The organism is Collinsella sp. AM43-1 (assembly GCF_003467925.1).
Taxonomy (GTDB): domain Bacteria; phylum Actinomycetota; class Coriobacteriia; order Coriobacteriales; family Coriobacteriaceae; genus Collinsella.
This window is the reverse complement of record NZ_QSFR01000016.1, coordinates 29,294-48,941: the sequence shown is the minus strand read 5'-3', so window position 1 is coordinate 48,941 and position 19,648 is coordinate 29,294. Positions and strand designations below refer to the sequence as shown.

Annotated in this window: 18 protein-coding genes; 10 read left to right on the top strand and 8 right to left on the bottom strand. The window is 60.6% G+C overall.

The genetic code is table 11. The features are described 5' to 3' along the window. Window positions 1-74: 74 nt before the first annotated feature. From DW925_RS08055 to DW925_RS08045, 3 genes are read right to left on the bottom strand one after another with little or no spacing between them, the layout of a single operon-like run. Complete coding sequence (locus tag DW925_RS08055; protein WP_117630050.1) at window positions 75-773, bottom strand: ABC-2 transporter permease; 699 nt, start codon at window positions 771-773, stop codon at window positions 75-77. Continuing rightward, the gene (locus DW925_RS08050) at window positions 770-1,651 is read right to left on the bottom strand and encodes an ABC transporter ATP-binding protein (protein WP_117786914.1); all 882 of its coding nucleotides are present in this window, start codon (window positions 1,649-1,651) and stop codon (window positions 770-772) included. The genes DW925_RS08055 and DW925_RS08050 overlap by 4 nt, the downstream gene beginning before the upstream one ends. Window positions 1,652-1,674: 23 nt before the next feature. After that, complete coding sequence (locus tag DW925_RS08045) at window positions 1,675-2,055, bottom strand: GntR family transcriptional regulator (RefSeq protein WP_117790780.1); 381 nt, start codon at window positions 2,053-2,055, stop codon at window positions 1,675-1,677. 559 nt (window positions 2,056-2,614) lie between these two features. Here DW925_RS08045 and DW925_RS08040 point away from each other — a divergent pair. The 3 genes from DW925_RS08040 to DW925_RS08030 all read left to right on the top strand — a co-directional run bounded on the left by DW925_RS08040 (window position 2,615) and on the right by DW925_RS08030 (window position 5,797). Further along, window positions 2,615-4,228: a peptide chain release factor 3 gene (locus DW925_RS08040; RefSeq protein WP_055286676.1), complete on the top strand. Its 1,614-nt coding sequence runs from the start codon at window positions 2,615-2,617 to the stop codon at window positions 4,226-4,228. A gap of 156 nt (window positions 4,229-4,384) precedes the next feature. Beyond that, complete coding sequence (locus DW925_RS08035; RefSeq protein WP_233503106.1) at window positions 4,385-5,107, top strand: VUT family protein; 723 nt, start codon at window positions 4,385-4,387, stop codon at window positions 5,105-5,107. A gap of 9 nt (window positions 5,108-5,116) precedes the next feature. After that, window positions 5,117-5,797, top strand: coding sequence for an SDR family NAD(P)-dependent oxidoreductase (locus DW925_RS08030; protein WP_117630049.1), 681 nt, complete (start codon window positions 5,117-5,119; stop codon window positions 5,795-5,797). 50 nt (window positions 5,798-5,847) lie between these two features. On the opposite strand, the gene DW925_RS08025 is transcribed toward DW925_RS08030, so the two are convergent. Together DW925_RS08025 and DW925_RS08020 are read right to left on the bottom strand one after the other, a co-directional pair. Further along, window positions 5,848-6,573 (bottom strand): uracil-DNA glycosylase, encoded by a 726-nt coding sequence (locus DW925_RS08025; protein WP_117630048.1) that lies wholly within the window; start codon window positions 6,571-6,573, stop codon window positions 5,848-5,850. Window positions 6,574-6,661: 88 nt separating this feature from the next. Further along, on the bottom strand, window positions 6,662-7,564 hold the full coding sequence (locus DW925_RS08020; protein ID WP_117630047.1) for a DMT family transporter: 903 nt from the start codon (window positions 7,562-7,564) through the stop codon (window positions 6,662-6,664). A 158-nt stretch (window positions 7,565-7,722) separates the two neighbouring features. On the opposite strand from DW925_RS08020, the gene DW925_RS08015 reads away from it, so the two are divergent. Next, a complete protein-coding gene (locus tag DW925_RS08015; RefSeq protein WP_117790779.1) occupies window positions 7,723-8,589 on the top strand; it encodes a LysR family transcriptional regulator in 867 nt (288 codons plus the stop codon). Window positions 8,590-8,616: 27 nt separating this feature from the next. On the opposite strand, the gene DW925_RS08010 is transcribed toward DW925_RS08015, so the two are convergent. Further along, window positions 8,617-9,999, bottom strand: a complete 1,383-nt coding sequence (locus DW925_RS08010) for an MATE family efflux transporter (protein ID WP_117790778.1) — start codon at window positions 9,997-9,999, stop codon at window positions 8,617-8,619. A gap of 190 nt (window positions 10,000-10,189) precedes the next feature. On the opposite strand from DW925_RS08010, the gene DW925_RS08005 reads away from it, so the two are divergent. Continuing rightward, the gene (locus tag DW925_RS08005; RefSeq protein WP_117790777.1) at window positions 10,190-11,005 is read left to right on the top strand and encodes a putative RNA methyltransferase; all 816 of its coding nucleotides are present in this window, start codon (window positions 10,190-10,192) and stop codon (window positions 11,003-11,005) included. Between the two features lie 127 nt (window positions 11,006-11,132). Here the strand turns inward: DW925_RS08005 and DW925_RS08000 are convergent, their stop codons facing one another. Beyond that, complete coding sequence (locus tag DW925_RS08000) at window positions 11,133-11,534, bottom strand: hypothetical protein (protein WP_117790776.1); 402 nt, start codon at window positions 11,532-11,534, stop codon at window positions 11,133-11,135. A 435-nt stretch (window positions 11,535-11,969) separates the two neighbouring features. Between DW925_RS08000 and DW925_RS07995 the strand changes: the two genes are divergently transcribed. Continuing rightward, entirely contained in the window at window positions 11,970-12,674 is a 705-nt protein-coding gene (locus DW925_RS07995) for a class I SAM-dependent methyltransferase (RefSeq protein ID WP_117790775.1), read from the top strand. A gap of 49 nt (window positions 12,675-12,723) precedes the next feature. On the opposite strand, the gene DW925_RS07990 is transcribed toward DW925_RS07995, so the two are convergent. Then, window positions 12,724-13,020 (bottom strand): hypothetical protein, encoded by a 297-nt coding sequence (locus tag DW925_RS07990; RefSeq protein ID WP_055310006.1) that lies wholly within the window; start codon window positions 13,018-13,020, stop codon window positions 12,724-12,726. A 77-nt stretch (window positions 13,021-13,097) separates the two neighbouring features. Between DW925_RS07990 and DW925_RS07985 the strand changes: the two genes are divergently transcribed. From DW925_RS07985 to DW925_RS07970, 4 genes are all read left to right on the top strand, one after another. Beyond that, window positions 13,098-13,586, top strand: a complete 489-nt coding sequence (locus tag DW925_RS07985) for a GNAT family N-acetyltransferase (RefSeq protein ID WP_117582849.1) — start codon at window positions 13,098-13,100, stop codon at window positions 13,584-13,586. Window positions 13,587-13,892: 306 nt separating this feature from the next. After that, window positions 13,893-15,896, top strand: a complete 2,004-nt coding sequence (locus DW925_RS07980; protein WP_117790774.1) for a translation factor GTPase family protein — start codon at window positions 13,893-13,895, stop codon at window positions 15,894-15,896. 93 nt (window positions 15,897-15,989) lie between these two features. Further along, window positions 15,990-17,108, top strand: a complete 1,119-nt coding sequence (locus tag DW925_RS07975; RefSeq protein ID WP_089572898.1) for an AAA family ATPase — start codon at window positions 15,990-15,992, stop codon at window positions 17,106-17,108. Between the two features lie 10 nt (window positions 17,109-17,118). After that, on the top strand, window positions 17,119-19,614 hold the full coding sequence (locus tag DW925_RS07970; protein WP_233540262.1) for an excinuclease ABC subunit UvrA: 2,496 nt from the start codon (window positions 17,119-17,121) through the stop codon (window positions 19,612-19,614). The last annotated feature ends 34 nt before the right edge of the window (window positions 19,615-19,648 follow it).

Genomic DNA, 19,648 nt, shown 5'->3' with positions numbered 1-19,648 from the left:
ATCGAAATTTATCGATGGCCTATTTCAGACTGTAATGGGGCGATCGCGTCCTTCGTGGATTGAGACTCGCGTGCCTACAGGTCGTGTACTCGATAAACCTTGGTGCTGACGGTGCAGCTGATTGCGCATAGCGCGAGGGCCAGCACGGCAATTCCTGCGCACAGACAGCCCAGAACGGCGGGATCGGGATTCGCCCCAGCAATCGACATGAGCCAGTTGCTGATGGGGTTGGAGGAGCTCAGTGTGGCCATGGCAAGGCATCCGAGCAGGGCAAACAGGCCGACGGAAAGGCGCAGCGCCTCCATGTGTCCAAATCGAAAGAACAGCGGCTGTGCCAGAAACACCATCATGAGGGAAATGAGCATGGACGCGGTCGAAGCGATTGCGGTCTCAAAGACGGTCTGTCCCGTCGAGGGGATACCCACGCTGTTGAAGAGCGGGATGGAGACGATGCTCAGAAGCGCGGCGGCGCACGCCATGACGGCCGAGAAGACAATGATGCTCAGGTAGCGTGCACAGATGATGTCTTTGCGCGAGAGGGGCAGCGTTGCCCGATAGCGCTCCCATCCGTTTTGATTGTCGTAGCCGGCCAGCGAGTTCATGACCACGATGGGCGACATGGCACTGACCGCACAGGCGCCGGCGCTCATACTGGCATCGCCATCCGATGCGTTGGCGAGGGTCAGTACGACGAAGATGAACAGGCCGACGCCCGCGATGCTCGGGACAAGCGTGCGGACGATGGCGAGCTCAGACATAAAGGCGCGTTTCATTTCGAAGCCCCTTTCAGCATGAGGCGAAGATAGTCATCAATTGTTGCCCGGTCGCAGGGAATCTCGGGGAAGGCCTCGAGCGCCTCGCGACGGTTGGGCACGAGCACGTCCACGCTATAGGCGTGGTGGGCGGCACGGGCGCCTTCGACGCAAGCCATGAGCTCGGACGCCTGTGCTTGGGTGCAGTGGGCGATGCCGGCTCGGTCGGTAATGTCCTCGCGCGGCAGGTCAAACACAATCGAGCCGTTATCGATGCAGATGACGCGGTCGGCAGTGCGATCGAGGTCGGATGTAATGTGGCTTGAGAGCAGCACGCTGTGCTGGCCGTCGGCGACAAAGGCAAGCAACTCGTCGAGCAGTTCCTCGCGCGCCATGGGATCGAGGCCCGCGGTGGCTTCGTCCAAAACGAGCAGCTTAGCATTGTGACTGAGTGCGCAGGCAAGCTGCAGCTTCATGCCCATGCCGCGGGAGAGGTCCTTGACCTTCGTCTTGGGATCGAGGCCAAATCGGTCGATGAATCCGGCGAACGTTTCGCAGCTCCACGTGGGGTATGCCGGGCCTACGAGCCTCTCGACCTGGCCCACCTTGAGCGTGGAGGGGAAGGGACACGTGTCCAGGACAAGCCCGATGCGGGAGCGCAGGTGGCGCTGCGTCTCGTCGGGCGCGTTGGCGTCGCAGCGCTGTCCAAGCAGATGCACCTCGCCGGCATCGAGCTTTATAAGCCCAAGCGCGGCGCGAATGGTCGTCGTCTTGCCGGCGCCATTTGCGCCCACAAAGCCAACGATCTGGCCGGGCTCCACGGCGAGTGTGACCACTCGCAACGAAAAACGGTCGCTCACACGGCGTGAGATGCCTTTGAGTTCTAAAAGGTTTTGCATGGTATAGCCTTTCTTGCAGATGGCTACTGCATGGTTTCGGGGGCTACCAGGTCGAGCATCTCGTGCAGCTTGTCGCGCGTAACGCCCAGGGCTTCGGCTTGGCTCGCCGCTTTCGCAAGCAGTTCTTCGATATGGCAGAGCTGGTTTTCGCGCAAGAGCTCCTGGTTGCCCTCGGCGACAAAACAGCCCTTGCCCTGCACGGTGCAGATGAAGCCGAGTTGCTCCAGGTCGGCGTAGGCGCGCTTGGTGGTGATGACACTCACGCCAAGATCGCTCGCGAGTGCACGGATACTGGGGAGTTTGGCTCCCGCCGCGAACGTGCCCGAAAGGATCTGAGCTTTGACTTGCGAGGCTATTTGCTCGTAGATGGGCTTGTCGCTCGAATTGGATAGGATAATGTCCACAGCGGCTCCTTAGCTGTTGGGCTACACGTGTATATAACCGGTAAGCACAGTATATATACACTATGCACAGTTATGCAAGAAGAAATGTAGGCTCGCCTGTCTCTTCGTTCGTTTGTCTCGATCTGTAACATCTGGAGCCGATTTTGGTGTCTACCTGTTACAGATTGAGACAGTCCCGACCTTCCTGCTCGTTCATCTCAATCTGTAACACTAAGGCCCGTTTTTGGTGGCTAGATGTTACAGATTGAGACATTGGTCGCCCGCCTGCGCGTTTATCTCGATCTGTAACAGGTAGAGGCTCAAAACCCGTCTATCTGTTACAGATTGAGACGAGATTGAGACGGTGTCGATCTTCCCAGCCGTTTATCTAGATCTGTAACATCTGGAGCCGATTTTGGCGGCTAGATGTTACAGATCGAGACAATCCTTGAGGCGGCTGCCCGGTGCACAGCGAGCTCGGCTAATGAATTTGTCCTGATAGGTGCCCTATGGCGGGATTTGGCGGCTACAATAATGCGGTTACAACGACGTAATGCACTCAATGCAAGAAAGGATCCGCATGGCAAGCCTGTCGGATGAAATCTCGTCGCGCCGCACATTCGCGATCATCAGCCACCCGGACGCCGGTAAGACCACGCTTACCGAGAAGCTGCTGCTCTATACCGGCAGCATTCAGACCGCCGGCTCGGTCAAGGGCAAGAGCTCGGCTAAGCACGCCGTCTCGGACTGGATGGACATCGAGAAGGAGCGCGGCATTTCCGTTACCTCCTCGGTGCTGCAGTTCACCTATAATGGCGCCTGCGTCAACATCCTCGATACCCCCGGCCACCAGGACTTCTCGGAGGATACCTACCGTACCCTTATGGCCGCCGACGCCGCAGTCATGGTCATCGACGGCGCCAAGGGCGTCGAGGCCCAGACCAAAAAGCTCTTTAAGGTCTGTACGCTGCGTCACATTCCCATCTTCACCTTTGTGAATAAGCTCGACCACGAGGCTCGCGATCCGTTTGAGCTCATGGAAGAGATCGAGAACGTCCTGGGTATCAATACGTATCCCATGAACTGGCCGATCGGCAGCGGCCGCAACTTCCGCGGCGTGTTCGACCGTCAGACCCGTCGCGTCATTGCCTTTGAGGGCGACGGCCACGCCAACGCCACCAAGAAGGTCGCCGAGGTCGAGGCCGAGCTGGGCGATCCTTCCATGGACGAGCTTATTGGCGAAGAGAACCATAAGAACCTGATGGACGACATCGAGCTGCTCGATGGCGCCGGCGACGAGCTCGACTTGGATGCCGTGGCCTGCGGCAAGCTGAGCCCGGCGTTCTTTGGCTCGGCGCTCACCAACTTTGGCGTGGAGCCCTTCCTCAAGGAGTTCCTGCGTCTGGCCCCGACGCCGCGCGCCTATACCGATACGCTCACCAGCGAACCGGTCGATCCCTGCCGCGATGACTTTAGCGGCTTTGTGTTTAAGATCCAGGCCAATATGGACAAGAACCACCGCGACCGCATCGCCTTTGTGCGCATTTGCTCGGGCAAGTTCGAGCGTGGCATGGACGCCTTCCACGTGCAGGGCAACCGCAAGCTCAAGCTTGCCACGGGCACGTCGATGATGGCCGATGACCGCGCCATCGTGGACGAGGCGTACGCGGGCGATATCGTGGGCCTGTTCGATCCGGGTATCTTTAGCATCGGTGACACCGTGTGCTCCGGCAAGCGCCACGTGCAGTATCCGCAGATCCCGACGTTTGCCCCCGAGATGTTCGCTCGCATTACGCAGGTCGACACGCTCAAGCGCAAGCAGTTTGTGAAGGGCATGGAGGAGCTTGCCCAGGAGGGCGCCATCCAGATCTTCCGCGAGCTGGGTGCCGGCATGGAGAGCGTCATCGTGGGCGTGGTCGGTGTGCTGCAGTTTGAGGTACTCGAGCGCCGCCTCAAGGCCGAGTATCGTGTTGAGGTCCGTCGCCAGCCGCTGCCCTATACGGACATCCGCTGGATTCAGAACGACCCCGATACCATTGATATCCCGGGCCTTTCGCTCACGCGTGACACGCTGCGCGTCGAGGACATGCGCGGCGGTAAGCTGCTGCTGTTCACGAGCCCGTGGAACGTGGATTGGGCAACCGATCACAACCCCGATCTTATCCTGTCGGAGTTTGGCAACGTAGCCTTTTAATGCATCGGCGCGGTGGCCCTGTGGGGCTGCCGCGCCGTTTGCTTGCCTGATGCCGTGTGAGCGGCTATTATACCCATCGTCGTCTCAAGCCCGTGACGTCCGAGCAGTTCGGGTCCGATATCCTGCTCGTTAAACCTAAAACCAAAGGAGTACATAATGATCAAGAAGGTCATGGAGGACTACAAGGTCCTGTTGCGGAGCATTCCCGCGGCAACGGTTTCGCTGTTTTTCGTGAGTGTCATCATGATGAACCTGCTGGCCAACAAAGAGCTTATCAGCCTGCCGTATCTGGCACTCGATTGCGGCTTTGTGGTGAGCTGGGTTTCGTTTTTGTGCCAGGACATGATCTGCAAGCGCTTTGGCGCCAAGGCATCCATCAAAATCTCTGTCCTCGCGCTGCTGGTCAACCTGGCCGTGAGCCTGTGCTTTTGGGCGTGCTCGCTCACGCCCGGCATGTGGGGCGCTTACTACGACACGGGCATGATCGAGGTCAACACTGCCCTTAACGCCACCATTGGCGGCACCTGGTACGTGGTGCTGGGCTCTTCGCTGGCAATGCTCGTTTCTGCCGTGGTTAATTCCACGCTCAACCAGTCGCTCGGCCGTATGCTCAAAAAGAATAACTTTGCGAGCTTTGCCTTCCGCTCCTATGTGTCCACGGGTGTTGGCCAGTTTATCGACAACTTGGTCTTTGCCATTGTGGTGAGCCACACGTTCTTTGGTTGGACCTGGGTGCAGGTCCTTATGTGCTCGCTGACCGGCGCTGTTGCCGAGCTGCTGTGCGAGGTCTTTCTGAGCCCCGTGGGCTACAAGGTCGTGCGTGGCTGGGAGCGTGAGAATGTGGGCGCCGAGTACCTCGAGCGCCACGCAACCGCCTAAGGGGCAAGTATGCGGGTTTTGATCACGGGCGCTTCGGGCGGTATCGGAGCCGCGTGCGTGCAGCGCTTTTTGGACGAGGGCCACGAGGTCGTGGGCTTTGACCTGCTGCCGACGGCGGTCGAGCACGAGCGCTACCGCCATCTGATCGTTGATGTACGCGAGCCTAACTCGTTTCCAGGCGACCTTGAGCCTCAGGTAATCGTGAACGTTGCCGGTGTACAGGATTCGGCCGATGACATTGCCGCCAACCTGCGTGGCACCATCAACGTGACCGAGCGCTACGCCTTTGTGGGAGAGGGGCTTGCCGCCAAGCCAGCGCCTGCTATCCAATCCGTGGTCAATGTGGGGTCGGCGAGCGGACATACGGGATCGGAGTTTCCCGCCTATGCTGCCAGCAAGGGTGGCGTTATTGCCTACACCAAGAACCTTGCAAACCGCCTGGCGCCGCAGGCCATCGCCAACAGCGTGGACCCGGGCGGCGTTATCACGCCGCTCAACCGTTGCGTGATGGAAGACGAACACCTGTGGAACCAGATTATGGAGCTCACGCCGCTTAAACGCTGGGCCACCGCCCAAGAGATCGCCGAGTGGATCTACTTTGTGGGCGTGACCAACCGGTTTATGACCGGGCAGAGCCTGTTGATCGATGGCGGCGAGGCCGGCCGCACGCAATTTATTTGGCCCGAATAGGAAACGCGCCCGATGGAAAGCTGTCGGGCGCGTTTTTGATGTATCGATTTTTAGCCGATGCAAGTCCAGTTGACGGGGGTCGAGCCGTGCTGTTCGAGTAGCCGATTGGCGGCAGAGAAGGGGCGCGACCCCATAAAAGCGGGGAGTTCTGCCGTGGCACGGTTGGCCGAAAGCGGCGAGGGGTGCGTAGAGGCCAGACAGAACTTGCCGGTTGCCTTGCCCGCGCCGGTAGCGGCGAGCTTGCCTTCGACCATCTGCTGGGCAAAGCGGCCCCATGCCAAAAAGACTACCGGCTGGGGCAGCTGACAGCAGCGTTCGATAACGTAGTCGGTGAGCGTGCTCCAGCCCAGTTTGGCGTGCGAGTTCGCGGCATGCTCGCGCACGGTGAGCGTAGTGTTGAGGAGCAGGACGCCCTGTTGTGCCCATGGGGTTAGGTCTCCCGTGGCGGGAATGGGACAACCCAGATCGGCTTTGAGTTCCTTATAGATGTTGCGCAGGCTCGGCGGCAACTTGGTTTGCGTCGCAGGTACCGAGAACGACAGACCCATGGCCTGGTTGGGTCCGTGATAGGGGTCTTGGCCCAAGATGACAGCCTTGACCTGGTCGGCCGGCGTGTAGGCGAGGGCATTGAGGATGTCGTCTTGTGCCGGGTAGATGGTCTGCTCGGCACGCAGAAGGGCGATGCGCTCGAGCAGCTGGTTCGTAGTGTCACGTACCGACTGCGGCGCACCGCCCAACCAAGTTGCTATGTTGCGGTCGCGGGTTGCGGTGTCCATGGGGCTCCTTTATGGCAGATGCTCTGTTGGCATCTATTGTAAAGGCGCACCGGCTGCCTTTATGCCACGGCTGTATGAAGAGTGGGGCCTACGAGATGTGCTCGGGCACTCCTGCCATACGAGCGTGTCCGTGTGCGCGAAGGCGCGGAAGCTCGACGGTTGCCACCATGACGCCGGTGAGGATGAGGGCGGCGCCAAAGAAGGCGATGGGGCTCAGGACCTCGCCGACCAGGAAGAACGAGAAGACGGCGGAGCAGACCGGCTCGAGCGAGAAGGCGAAGCCGGTGGTCTCGGCAGGTACGTGGGGCTGCACGAGCGTCTGGGTGATAAAGCCGTAGGCAGAGCAGATGAGTGCGAGCGCAACGACAACGACGATCTCGTTCGGCGTGCTGGGAAGCGTGAAGCCGCCAAAGGTGTACGCGGCGATGCCCGAGAACAAGCCACCGAAGCCCAGCTGCCAAACGCCCAGAGCCAGCGGATCGACTTCTTCGACAAAGCGCTTGGCTACGATAATGTGGCCGGCATAGATAAAGGCCGAGAGCAGCATGACCATCGCGCCGGGGTTCAGGCTGGTAAAGTCGGCGCCCGAGAGCAGCAGCATGCCGCAGGTGACGATGGCGGTGCCGACGAGCACTTTGCGCTCGGGGGCGCGGCGCAGCAGGGCGGCGTTGGCAAACGGCACGATCACGACCGTCAGGCTCTGCAAAAAGCCGGCAGTGGAGGCAGAGGTGAGGCTGGAGCCCAGGCACATGCAGGTGAGCTCGGTTGCCATGATGGCGCCGATGATGGCGGCACGGACCATAAGGTCGCGGTTGATGCGGAAAGCGCGCTTGTGGAAGAGCAACAGGCAGGCCACAAAGGCGATGATGCAGCGCAACGCAACGATGCTCGTGGCGTTCATGCTGTCCATGCCGATCTTCATGAGGGGGTACGAAAAGCCCCATGCGACGGGAACGGAAAATGAGAGCGCGATTGCTTTTTTGCGATCCATGGGACTCCTTTTGTTACAGAACGGTTTCGTAAAAAGGATTCTGCTCCCAGATGTGGATGTAGTAAAGCGAATGTATTTTAAGTATGATTAAGAAATACTAATGTAAGCAGAAAAGGCCCTGGCAAAACGTTTTACGGCTACATCGATGTGGAGGCACGATGGCATCGCGATATCAGATTGTATGTATGGTGGTCGATTGCGGCAGTCTTAAGGGCGCGGCGGACGAACTGGGCTATACACAAAGTGCGGTGAGCCAGGCCGTCAAGGCGCTCGAGCGCGAGCTGGGTACCACGCTTATCGAGCGCGGCAAGCAGGGTGTCTCGCTTACGCGCGACGGCAAGCAGTATCTGCCGTATCTGCGCCAGATCGTAACTGCCGAGGCCGAGCTCGAGGGCAAACGCCAGGAGTTGCTGGGACTCTCCTCGACCGATATTCGCATTGCGACGTTTACCAACGTGAGCCGTACCGTGTTGCCGCGCGTGATTCGCGACTTTGGGGCCCTGCACCCGGGCGTGCACTTTACCCTCAAGCAGGGCGATTACACGCGCAATGCCCAGTGGGTGCACGATGGCGTGGTTGATTTTTGCTTTACGGCACGCGGGTTTACTGCTGGGCTCGAGAAGCGCGTGGTCTATCACGATGAGTTGGTGGCACTGTTGCCGGCCGCGCATCCGCTGACGGCAAAGGAAAAGGTGACGCTCGCCGACCTGGCGTCCGAGCCGTTTGTGCTGCTGGATGAGGGCGAACAGAGCCTGGTGCTCGATGCATTCGCGGCGCATGGGCTGTCGCCGCACGTGACGAGCGAGGTGACCGACGACTACACCATCATGGCGATGGTGGAGGAGGGCCTAGGCGTGAGTATGCTGTATCGCCGTACCGTCGAGGGCATGAGGGCCGATATTCGCGTGCGTCCCATCGTGCACGCTCCCTCGCGTGACGTAGTGGCAGCCTGGCGCAGCTGGGACACCATGCCTATCGCCACGAGGCACTTTATCGACTATATGAGCTCGCATATTGTCAATTAATGACTGGCATGGCGTTGAGTGCGGTGTTTAGCGGGCTGTCGCTTTGGCTTGGGCGGCGCGATAGGTGCGTGCCGGGTGGCAGAGTAGTACCGCCACGACCATAAAGAACGCCGTGGTGCCCAGGCTGATGGGGTAGACCATCATGATGTTCGCAAAGGTGCGGAAGTGCGGGAACACGCAGAATACCCAATAGAAGCGAATACCGCAGACGCAGATCATGGTGATGAGGGCGGGCATGAGCGAGATGCCAAAGCCGCGCAGGTAGCCGGACATGTTTTCGTAGAACATGCTAAAGGCGTACGCCGGAAAGATTGAGCACACGCGGATATAGCCGATCGAGACGATGTTGGGATCGCTGTTAAAGAGCGACAAGATCTCGCGCCCTAGGCCGACAATAACGATGATCGTGGTGAGTGCAACGATACCGCCTTCGATCAGGCAGACCTTGAGCGTCTTGGTGCAGCGGTCGATCTGGCGGGCACCGTGGTTTTGTCCCACAAAGGTGGTGCAGGCCTGGCTAAAGCTGTTGAGCAGGTTGTAGCACACGTACTCCAGGCTCATGGCAGCGCTGGATGCCGCCATGACCTCGGTGCCCAGGCTGTTGATGGCGGACTGGATGATGATGTTAGCGACGGCAAAGACGGCGCTTTGGATGCCGGCGGGCAGGCCGATCTTAACGATGCGCTTGAGGGCGACGGGGTCTAAGCCTAAGTCGCGTGGGGTGACGCGGACGACGGAGTCGGTCTTGAGCAGGTGGACAAAGAGTGTGGCGGCGCTGACGGTGTAGGCGATGGCGGTGGCGATGGCGACACCCGCGACGCCCCAGTGGAGCACGGGGACAAAGATGAGGTCCAGACCAATGTTGAGGATGGTGGACACGGCAAGCGCCTGCAGCGGCATGCGGGTGATGCCGACAGAGCGGAAGATTGCGGCCTCAAAGTTGTAGAGCAAGATCGAGGGCATGCTGAGCAAAAAGACGCGCAGGTAGAGCGATGCGAGCGGCATGGTTTCGTCAGGGACGTTGAGCGCGGCGAGCATGGGCTCGGCAAAGACCTCGCCCAGCGCGATGACGACAAAGCCCACGAGTGCCATCAGAATCGAGGTATGGACGGCGCGCTTGACCATGTTCTGATCGTTGCGGCCGATGGCGTTGGCGATGACCACGTTGGAGCCAAGCGACAGCCCAATAAACAGGTTGATCATAAGACTGGTAAGCGGAACATTGGAGCCGACCGCCGCCATGGCGAGGGTTCCCTGGTCGCCCGAGAAGTTACCGATGATGACCGTGGCGATGAGGTTCGACAGCTGCTCCAAGATGCTCGTGGCGGCGACGGGAAAGGCGAACAGGGGAATATTGCGCCACAGCGAGCCGGTGGTCATGTCAATGTGCTTAGATGCGGTGTCTGCCATACGCTCTCAATCTCTAACATGCTCATTCGTGCTTATTTGCGCAGACGATGATACTCCTAATCGACTAGTCGGCACTTAGGGACGTTCCTTTTCTGCCGGCAGCTGGGGACACTCCTTGTCTCTTCTATGACTAGGTGGGGAAGGCGTGCGACAATGGTGGGCGTTGTGTTGTTCGCGCTAAGGAGTTGCCATGTTGTTGTGTCCCGTTTGCCATGAACCGTTGGTGGACGACGAGCGCGGTGCTGCATGCGCGGGCGGACACCGATTTGACCGTGCGCGCGAGGGCTATCTCTATCTGCTGCGCTCGTCCAAGAGCGGTGACTCCATGGGCGATCCCAAGTCGCAGGCACGCAGCCGTCGCGACTTTCTGAACCGCGGTTACTATGCGCCGTTGCGCGATGCGATGGTCGAGCTGGTGCGCGAGCGGGTGTCTGGTCGTGCCGCGTCAACGAACTGCCCCATGACGTTGCTCGATATTTGCTGTGGCGAGGGCTACTACACCAGCGCCATGGGTGCGGTGCCGGGCGTAGATGCTTACGGTTTCGACCTGGGCAAAGAGATGGTGCGCCTGGCCGCCAAGCGCGGCGATGCGACCTACTTCGTGGCCAACATGAAGGCTATCCCCGTGGCCGATGGCGCCTTCGATATGGTGACCGAGCTCTTTGCCCCCTTTAACGAGCGCGAATTTGCCCGCGTGCTGGCGCCAGAGGGCTCGCTCTATACCGTGGTGCCGGGTGCTCGGCATCTGTTTGGCCTCAAAGAGGTGCTCTACGACACGCCATATCTCAATGACGAGAAGCTGCCGAAGACCACCGAACTCGAGTTGGTCGGAACGCAGCGGGTGTTTGCGAACATTACGCTCCAGACCCAGGCTGACATCGAGGCGGTGTTCCAAATGACGCCGTACTACTACCGCACGCGCCCTGCCGATAAAGAGCGCCTGGCAAACCTGGACACCCTTCAAACCGACATCGACTTCATCATCGCCGAGTACCGTCACAGCTAACAACCTGCCAAAAAGGGACAGGTTTATTTTGGCAGGTGTTATCTGGGCAAACGTAAAGGGCCGACCGCGGATATGCGCGATCGGCCCTTTTAGTTACTTGGCTGCAGAGGCTATGAGAAGTGAGCGCTTACAGGCGGTCCTTGTTCTCGGCCTTGACGGCGTGTGCCTGCTGAACAAAGAACAGGTCGTAGACCACGATGACAAAGGCTCCAATATTGACGGCGCTGCCGCCGAGCGCGGGAAGGGTGAGCACAGCCTGCGCAATCGTGGCGATTGCGGCAACGATGCCGAGCTTAAACGCGCCATCCACCTGCGAAGGCTTGTTGGCGCCCTTGATGCCCGCAACACCTGCGCCAAGGTCGATAACGCCCTTGGCGACAAGCACGACCGCGGCGAGCATGGCGTTCGATCCGTAGACGGATTCAAATTTGCCGGTTGCGATGCCGGTGATACCGATGACGAGGCTGGCGATGCCCAAAACAAAATAGATGAGGGCAAGGATTTTGAGTGTCTTGCGCGCGGCGCTCATAGGTAGTCCTTTCGATTCGGGCGCTGCCAGTCTGGCGCGTCCCATATGCTGCACATATCGTGAAGCACATTGTAGTTCAACGTGACGGCGTGTGTGTTAGAAAGCGCTTCTCGCCTGTGCAGGGCAATCTTTCAAAAAGGAAAGCCAGCTGTAAGTCAAATCGATGGCAGCTCATGTGCGGCGCTGCGATGATGAGGCCGTGATAAGAAGTGAGTCTAAGGAGGAGCCATGATGTACGGACCAGAGCAAGCGCGTGAACCGCGGTCGTTGGGAAGGCGCATGGGTGATTCTGTGATCGCTGCCGTGTGCACGGGATTGATGGCGGTGCTTTGCATTGGGATGCTGTGGACCATGTCGCATGTGGGACAATAACGGACGGTTGGGTGCCGACATGAATGGCGCCCATGTATTCGTTTTGTTTGCTAAGGAGTGTCCATGGGCGTCGTCGATCCCTTTTCTGTTGCTCGGGCCGCGGGGCTTGAGCTGACCGGGAAGTCCGAGGGCCTCACGCTCACCGACGGCACGATGGAACTGCGCGCCGATTTTGGCCGCATGCTGCCACGACTCAAGCAGGGCCGCCTGCAGCAAGAGCTGCTGGTAAAGGTTGCGCGCACAAAAGGCATCGAGCGCCCATGGGCGATTGATGCCACGGCGGGCTTTGGTGAGGATTCGCTGCTGCTGGCGGCCGCGGGCTTTACCGTCGATCTGTATGAACAGGATTGCGTAATCGCGGCGCTTCTCAAGGACGCCTTGGATCGCGCGGCAGATGATCCGGCGCTTGCGGCTGCTGTGGCGCGCATGCGCTTACATGCGGGCGAGGACAGCATTGCCGGCCTTCGCCATACGGCCGAGCTGATCGGGCAGGGCGAGCTCACCGCTCCCGACGTGGTGTATCTGGACCCCATGTTTCCCGAGCGCACCAAGAGCGCGGCGGTGAAAAAGAAGTTTCAGCTCTTGCACCATCTGGAGCAGCCGTGCGCCGACGAGGAGACGCTGGTCGAAGCTGCGCTTGCGGTGCACCCGCGCAAGGTCGTTATCAAGCGACCGGTGAAGGGGCCGCTGCTTGCCGGCGTCAAGCCGAGATATCTGCTTGCGGGCAAGGCCGTTCGTTACGATGTTTTGGTGCCGCCGCGCCCGTAGCTTGTGCACGATGGCTGGCGCTTCGCCAGCGCCGTGCCGATGCGGGGGTCTATTTCCAAGGGTGCGACGTCAGGTGCCAGCCGCCGCAGTATTCGCATTTGTAGCAGGCCAAACCACGCCGTCCGCGGTTTTCGCAGTCGGCCATAACGGCCTCGGCTTCGGCGCGTGTGTCGTAACGGTTTTTGCGCTCGCACGACTTATAGCGCCAAGCCTCGTCGCGCTCGGCGTCCAGGGCGTCGCGGCGCTCGTCCTCGCGTGCAAACAGGTCGCTCATATCGCCGCCGGTGGCAGCGCCCAAAAACTCGCTTTTGGCTTTTGACCAGGCGGCTCGCTTTTTGCTCCCCATCTGCTTCGCGCTCCTCTCCAAACGTTGGTATCATTGCTCAATCAAAGTGATACCAATAAACGTGAGGTCGCCGCGTGATGATCAGAAAAACCCTCGATACCGACATTCCCGCCGTCATGGCTATCTATGACGCGGCCCGCGCCTTTATGCGCGCGCATGGCAACGCCACGCAGTGGCCCGAGGGCACGCCTTCGGCCGAGCAGCTGGCTGCCGATATCGCCGCTGGTGGCAGTTACGTGTGCGAAGTCGACGGCCGCGTGGTGGCGACGTTTGCCTTTTTACCGGGTCCGGACGAGTGCTATGACGTGATTGAGGACGGTCAATGGCGCAGCGACACTCCGTATGCCGTGCTGCATCGCGTGGCATCCGACGGCACCGTGCACGGTATCGCGGCGGCGATGTTTGCCTTTGCCAAGGAATGCGCCGACCATCTGCGTATTGACACGCACGAGGACAACTTGCCCATGCAGGGCGCCATCGCCAAGGCGGGGTTCGAGCGTGTCGGTATCGTCTATGTGTCCGACGGCACGGCGCGTGTCGCGTTTGATTGGCTGCGCGAGGCGTAGGAGCCAAGGCACGTATCATCACCCAGCTCAAATAAAAAATGGCCCCGAGTGGGGCCATTTTTGGTAAAACGCGTCGTTGTGGGACTCGCATTGTTACCGCCCCAGATGAACCCGGGCAGACAAAAAGGGGAGGTGCCGGCTTTCGCAAGGCGCGAACCTACGAAAATCGCCGCGCGGCAACGCGGGGCGATGAGCTCGGTCGGGGGATAGGGCCCGCTTCGCCCACCGGCCCGTAAATTGTATCATCCAGTGTGGAGCGTGAACGCCCGTTGCCGCGTGCGATGGGCTTGCAATAAGAGGAGAGCCATGTCGAAGCAAGCGGTCGTTGGAATCTTGGCGCATGTCGATGCCGGCAAGACCACGTTGGCCGAGGCCATGCTGTTCAACGCGGGCCGCATTCGCAAGCGTGGCTGCGTGGACGATGGCGATTCGCATCTGGACACTAACACGATCGAGCGCGAGCGCGGCATCACGATTTTCTCGTCGCAGGCCGTGCTCGACCACGGCGATACCCACGTCATGCTCGTGGATGCTCCCGGCCATGTCGATTTTTCTGCCGAGGCGGAGCGCACACTGCGTGCCCTGGACTACGCGATTCTGGTGGTGGGCGCCAACGATGGCGTGCAGGGGCACACCGAAACCCTGTGGTGCCTGCTTGCACGCTATGACATCCCGACGTTCATCTTCATCAACAAGATCGATTTGGAGAATCCCGGCCGCGATGTTTTGCTGGCACAACTTGGGCAGCGTCTTTCCGAAGGCCGTCTGGATGCCAACGAACTGTTGGCGGGCGGTGCCGTTCAGGAGGACGCTGCTGCGTTGGACGAGGCGGCGCTCGAGGAGTTTTTTGAAGCGGGTGAGCTTTCTGTCGTAACGCTGTCGCGCATGGTTGCCGAGCGCAAGCTCTTTCCCTGCTTTGCCGGCTCGGCGCTCAAGGACCAAGGCGTGGACGAGCTGTTGGATGGCATGTGCGCGCTGATGCGTGAACAGGCGTGGCTCCCGGAGTTTGCCGCGCGCGTCTATCGTGTCAGCCGCGGAGATCGCGGCGAGCGTTTGGCTTGGGTTAAAGTGACCGGTGGCACGCTGCGCGCCAAGCAGATGATTGACGGACGTTCCGGTGCCGGGGCATGGGAGCAGAAGGTCGATCAAGTACGCATCTATAACGGCGAGAAGTATGAGCTTGCGCAAGAAGTTGCTGCTGGCGGTATTTGTGCCGTGACGGGTCTTGCGCACGTTCGCCCAGGGGACGCCCTGGGCGCGGAGCCCGCGGGCGATGCGCCCGTCATTGCGCCGGTCCTTACCTATACGGTGCTTCCGGGCGAACACGACGTCCATGCGGTGTTCAAAGCGCTGAGTGAGTTGGCGGATGAAGATCCCATGCTCGGCGTAAGCTGGAATACGCATCTAGAGCAGATTCATTTGCAGCTGATGGGCGCCGTGCAACTCGAGGTCGTGCAGCGGGTGTTGGCCGATCGTTTTGGCCTTGCGGTCGAGTTTGAGCCCGGCGGCATTCTCTATAAGGAGACTATTTCGCGGCCGGTCGAGGGCGTGGGCCACTTTGAGCCGCTGCGCCACTATGCCGAGGTGCATCTGCGCCTGGAGCCGTTGCCGGCGGGTTCGGGTGTGCAGTTTGGCACCGTGACCTCGACCGACGAGCTCGATCTTAACTGGCAGCGTTTGGCACTCACCAACGCTATGGAGCGCGACCACCTGGGCGTGCTGACGGGCTCGCCCATCACCGATGTGCGCATTACGCTCACGGGCGGCCGCGCGCATGCCAAACACACCGAGGGCGGCGATTTTCGCCAGGCCACGTATCGCGCGATTCGCCAGGGTTTGATGCAGGCGCGCGAGGTCGGCGCAGACGTGTTGCTGGAGCCGTGGTACCACTTTGAGCTCGAGGTGCCGGGGGAGTGCGTGGGCCGGGCGTTGTCAGATGTCACACGCATGGGTGCCGAGTACGAGCCGCCGACGATGGCGGGAGACCGAGCGAAGCTTGTGGGTCGCGTGCCGGCATCCGAGGTGCAGGATTACGCGCTGGAGGTGGCTGCCTACACGAGCGGGCGCGGTCATCTGTACCTGGAGTTCGCCGGTTATGCGGCTTGCCATGATGCCGAGCGCGTAATCGAGACGGCCGCCTATGAGCCCGAGGCCGATCTGCCCAACACGCCCGACTCGGTCTTTTGCTCTCATGGCGCCGGCTACACGGTCAAATGGTATGACGTGCCCGCCGCAGCGCACGTAAAGATCGATCCCGCCACCTTCCGTCCCTGGCGAGCAGCAGACGCCGAGTTTTTCGGCCACATGTGACAAAGGGACAGCCCCTTTGTCACATGCTATTGGTATAACTCAGTATAAGTTGGTATAACTGTTACCAGGGTTTGCCAATCCGAGGAGGCCGATATGAATCCAAACCCCTTTAAGCCCACAGCTGGTAAGCGGCCTCCGATACTCATCGGTCGCGAGTCGGTCATCGAAGATTTTGAGGAAGGGCTCGACAACGGCGCCGGAGCGCCGGGCAGGCTCATGCTCATTACGGGAAACCGCGGCTGTGGCAAAACGGTTCTCCTGCGGGAGCTGCAACGTCTAGCCAGCGAGCGCGGATGGGCGGTTGTCTCCGATTCCGCTTCGCTTGGTTTGTGCGACCGCTTGGCCGACGCGCTTCGCTCGAATAAACCCGTTGTGACGTCAATGGAGTTTGGGCCGTCGTTTGGCCGGATGTCGGTCGAGGCGGCGCGGGCAAAAGGCGAGACATTGCGAGGGCTGGTCAACGAGCGTCTCAAGAAGCTCGGTCCGGGCAAGGGCGTCTTGTTTGCGATTGACGAGGCACAATCGGTGTCTATCGAGGAACTGGCGGCTCTTGCCGTCCTCTATCAGCAGGTGCTCGGAGACCAGGATGCCACGGGCTTGCCCGATAGCGACCAGCGCGGTCTTGCGCTGGCGTTCGCCGGCTTGCCCAGTATGGTTGACGATCTGCTCGAAGAGCCGAGCGTGACGTTTTTGCGGCGTGCCCAGCAGCGTACGTTGGGGGCAATATCTTTGCCCAAAGTGCGCGATTCGTATATCCAGACGGTCAAAGACGCTGGTCTTTACGTTGACGCGGAGACGGCGGACCTTGCGGCGCGCAAGAGCATGGGGCATCCCTATATGGTTCAGCTGGTGGGCTATTACATGTGGCGGTCTGCTGTCCGGCGTGGCTCGCAAGTCATCGAAAGGCGCGATGTCGAGAATGGCCATGCGGATGCCGTCTCCGAGTTCTACGAAGCGGTTGACGCACCTCTGTATTACGGTCTGCGCAGCCCTCAGCGCCTCTTTATCGAGGCTATGGCGGTTGACGAGGACAAGCCGACGCGCACGGCGGATATCATTGAGCGCTGCGACCGTACCCAGAGCTGGGCGAGTAAATATCGCGCAAGCCTGATTCGCGAGCGCGTCATCGAGGCCGCCGGATACGGCCTTGTGCGGTTTACCGTGCCCATGCTGGGCGAGTATATCCGCGACCGCGTTTTATGGCATGAGTAGGGTGATAAAGGTGACGGAACAGAAGATGAGCCCGCAGGCTATCGAGGTGCGCGGTGCACGTGTCCACAATCTCAAGGACATCGATATCGATATTCCGCTGGGGAGGCTCGTGGGCATTGCCGGCGTGTCGGGCTCGGGCAAGAGCTCGCTGGCGCTGGGAGTTCTTTATGCCGAGGGCTCGCGCCGTTACCTGGAGGCGCTCAGCACCTATACTCGACGTCGCCTGACGCAGGCCGAGCACGCCCAGGTGGACGAGGTATTGCACGTACCGGCGGCACTCGCGTTGCATCAGCGTCCCAGTGTGCCAGGCGTGCGCTCGACCTTTGGTACCATGACCGAGCTCAACAACAGTCTGCGTTTGCTCTTTAGCCGCTGTGCCCATCACGTGTGCCCACATTGCGGGGCGCGTGTGGAGCCGAGCCTTAACGTGGCTGCGGGCCTGTCGCTCACGTGCCCCGCATGCGGCCGCGAGTTCTACGCGCCGAGTGCCGAGGACCTTGCCTTTAACAGCGGCGGTGCGTGCCCTACCTGCGGCGGCACCGGTGTCATGCGCGAGGTGGACGAAGCGAGCCTGGTGCCCGACGAGTCAAAGACCATCAACGAAGGCGCGGTGCTTCCCTGGGGTACGCTCATGTGGGATCTGATGAAGCAGGTAGCCGGCGAGATGGGCGTGCGCACCGACGTGCCGTTTAACCAGCTCACGCCTCAAGAGCGCGACATCGTGTTCCACGGTCCGGCGGTTAAAAAGCACATTCTCTACGTTCCCAAAAACGGCGAGGGCGCCACGCCGCTCGATTTTACCTATTACAACGCTGTCTATACCGTCGAGAATGCGCTCGCCAAGGTTAAGGACGACAAGGGCCTCAAGCGCGTGGCGCGCTTTTTGCGCGAGGGGCCATGCCGTGACTGTGGCGGCACGCGTCTCTCCGAGGCCGCACGCCATCCCCAGGTGCGCGGTATCAATCTGGCGCAGGCCGCGGCTATGACGCTGGGTGAGGCGATTGAGTGGGTGCGCGGGGTGCCCGCATCCTTGCCGGCCGAGATGCAGCCCATGGCGACGGATATCTGCGATTCGTTTTTGAGCACGGCCCGTCGACTGGTCGATCTGGGCCTCGATTACCTTTCACTCGACCGCGCCGGTGCCACGCTCTCCACGGGCGAGCGTCAGCGCGTGCAGCTCGCCCGCGTGGTGCGTAACCGATCGACGGGCGTGCTGTATGTGCTGGACGAGCCTTCGATCGGCTTGCATCCTGCCAATGTCGACGGCTTGGTGGGCGTGATGCGCGATCTGGTGGTCGACGGCAATACCGTGGTTGTTGTCGACCACGACACGCGCGTGCTGGCAGAAGCCGACTATCTGGTCGAGATGGGCCCCGTTGCGGGAGCAGGCGGCGGCCATGTAATCGCCGCCGGTACGGTATGTGAGGTCGAGCAATCGCAGGGCAGCCGCATCGCGCCGTTCTTGCGCTCGGACCCCAAGCGTCTGCGCCCGCAGGTGGCTGACGACGAAATGTTCGACCTAGGCCATATCCACATGGCGACCGATGCCATCCATACCGTCAAACCGCTCGAAGTCGATATCCCGCGCGGCCGCCTTGTCGCGGTGACGGGCGTTTCGGGTTCGGGCAAGACGACGTTGGTGCTCGAGACGCTCATCCCGGCGCTCAAGGCACAGGCAGCCGGTGAGCGCCTGCCAAGGCACGTGCGTTGGGTCGATGCCGAGGGCATCGCGCGCGCCAACCTGATTGACGCCACGCCTATCGGCGCCAACGTACGCTCGACGGTAGCGACCTATGCCGACATCCATGATGAGCTGCGCCGCGCCTTCGCCCGTACGCCCGAGGCCAAGGCGGCAGGATATAAAGCGGGTGCCTTTAGCTACAACACTGGCGCTTTGCGCTGCCCTACGTGCGATGGCACGGGCTCGATATCGCTCGACGTGCAGTTTTTGCCCGATGTCGAGATCGTCTGCCCTGCATGCCACGGCTCGCGTTATGCAGACGCGGCCTCGCATATTCATCGCGAGGGCAAGGACGGCAGCCTGCTTACGTTGCCGCAGCTCATGGATATAAGCGTGGATGAGGCCCTCGACGCGACCGTCGGACTCAAGAAGGTTCAGGTGCGTTTACAGACCTTGCACGACCTGGGCTTGGGTTATCTCACGCTTGGTGAGCCCACGCCGGCGCTTTCGGGCGGCGAGGCGCAGCGCCTTAAGCTTGCGAGCGAGATGGGCCGCGTGCAGGACGATGCCGTATTCGTATTCGACGAGCCCACGATTGGCCTGCATCCGCTCGATGTTCAGGTGTTGCTGAGTGTGTTTGATGGCCTTGTTGCCAAGGGCGCCACGGTTATCGTGATCGAGCACGACCTCGACCTTATCCGTAACGCCGATTACGTGATCGACATGGGCCCGGGCGGCGGCGACGCAGGCGGACAAATCGTCTGTGTCGGCACGCCGGGCGACATCGCTGCCTGCTCCGCAAGCATCACCGGCCGCTACCTCTAACCGAATGTGACAAAGGGACTGTCCCTTTGTCACA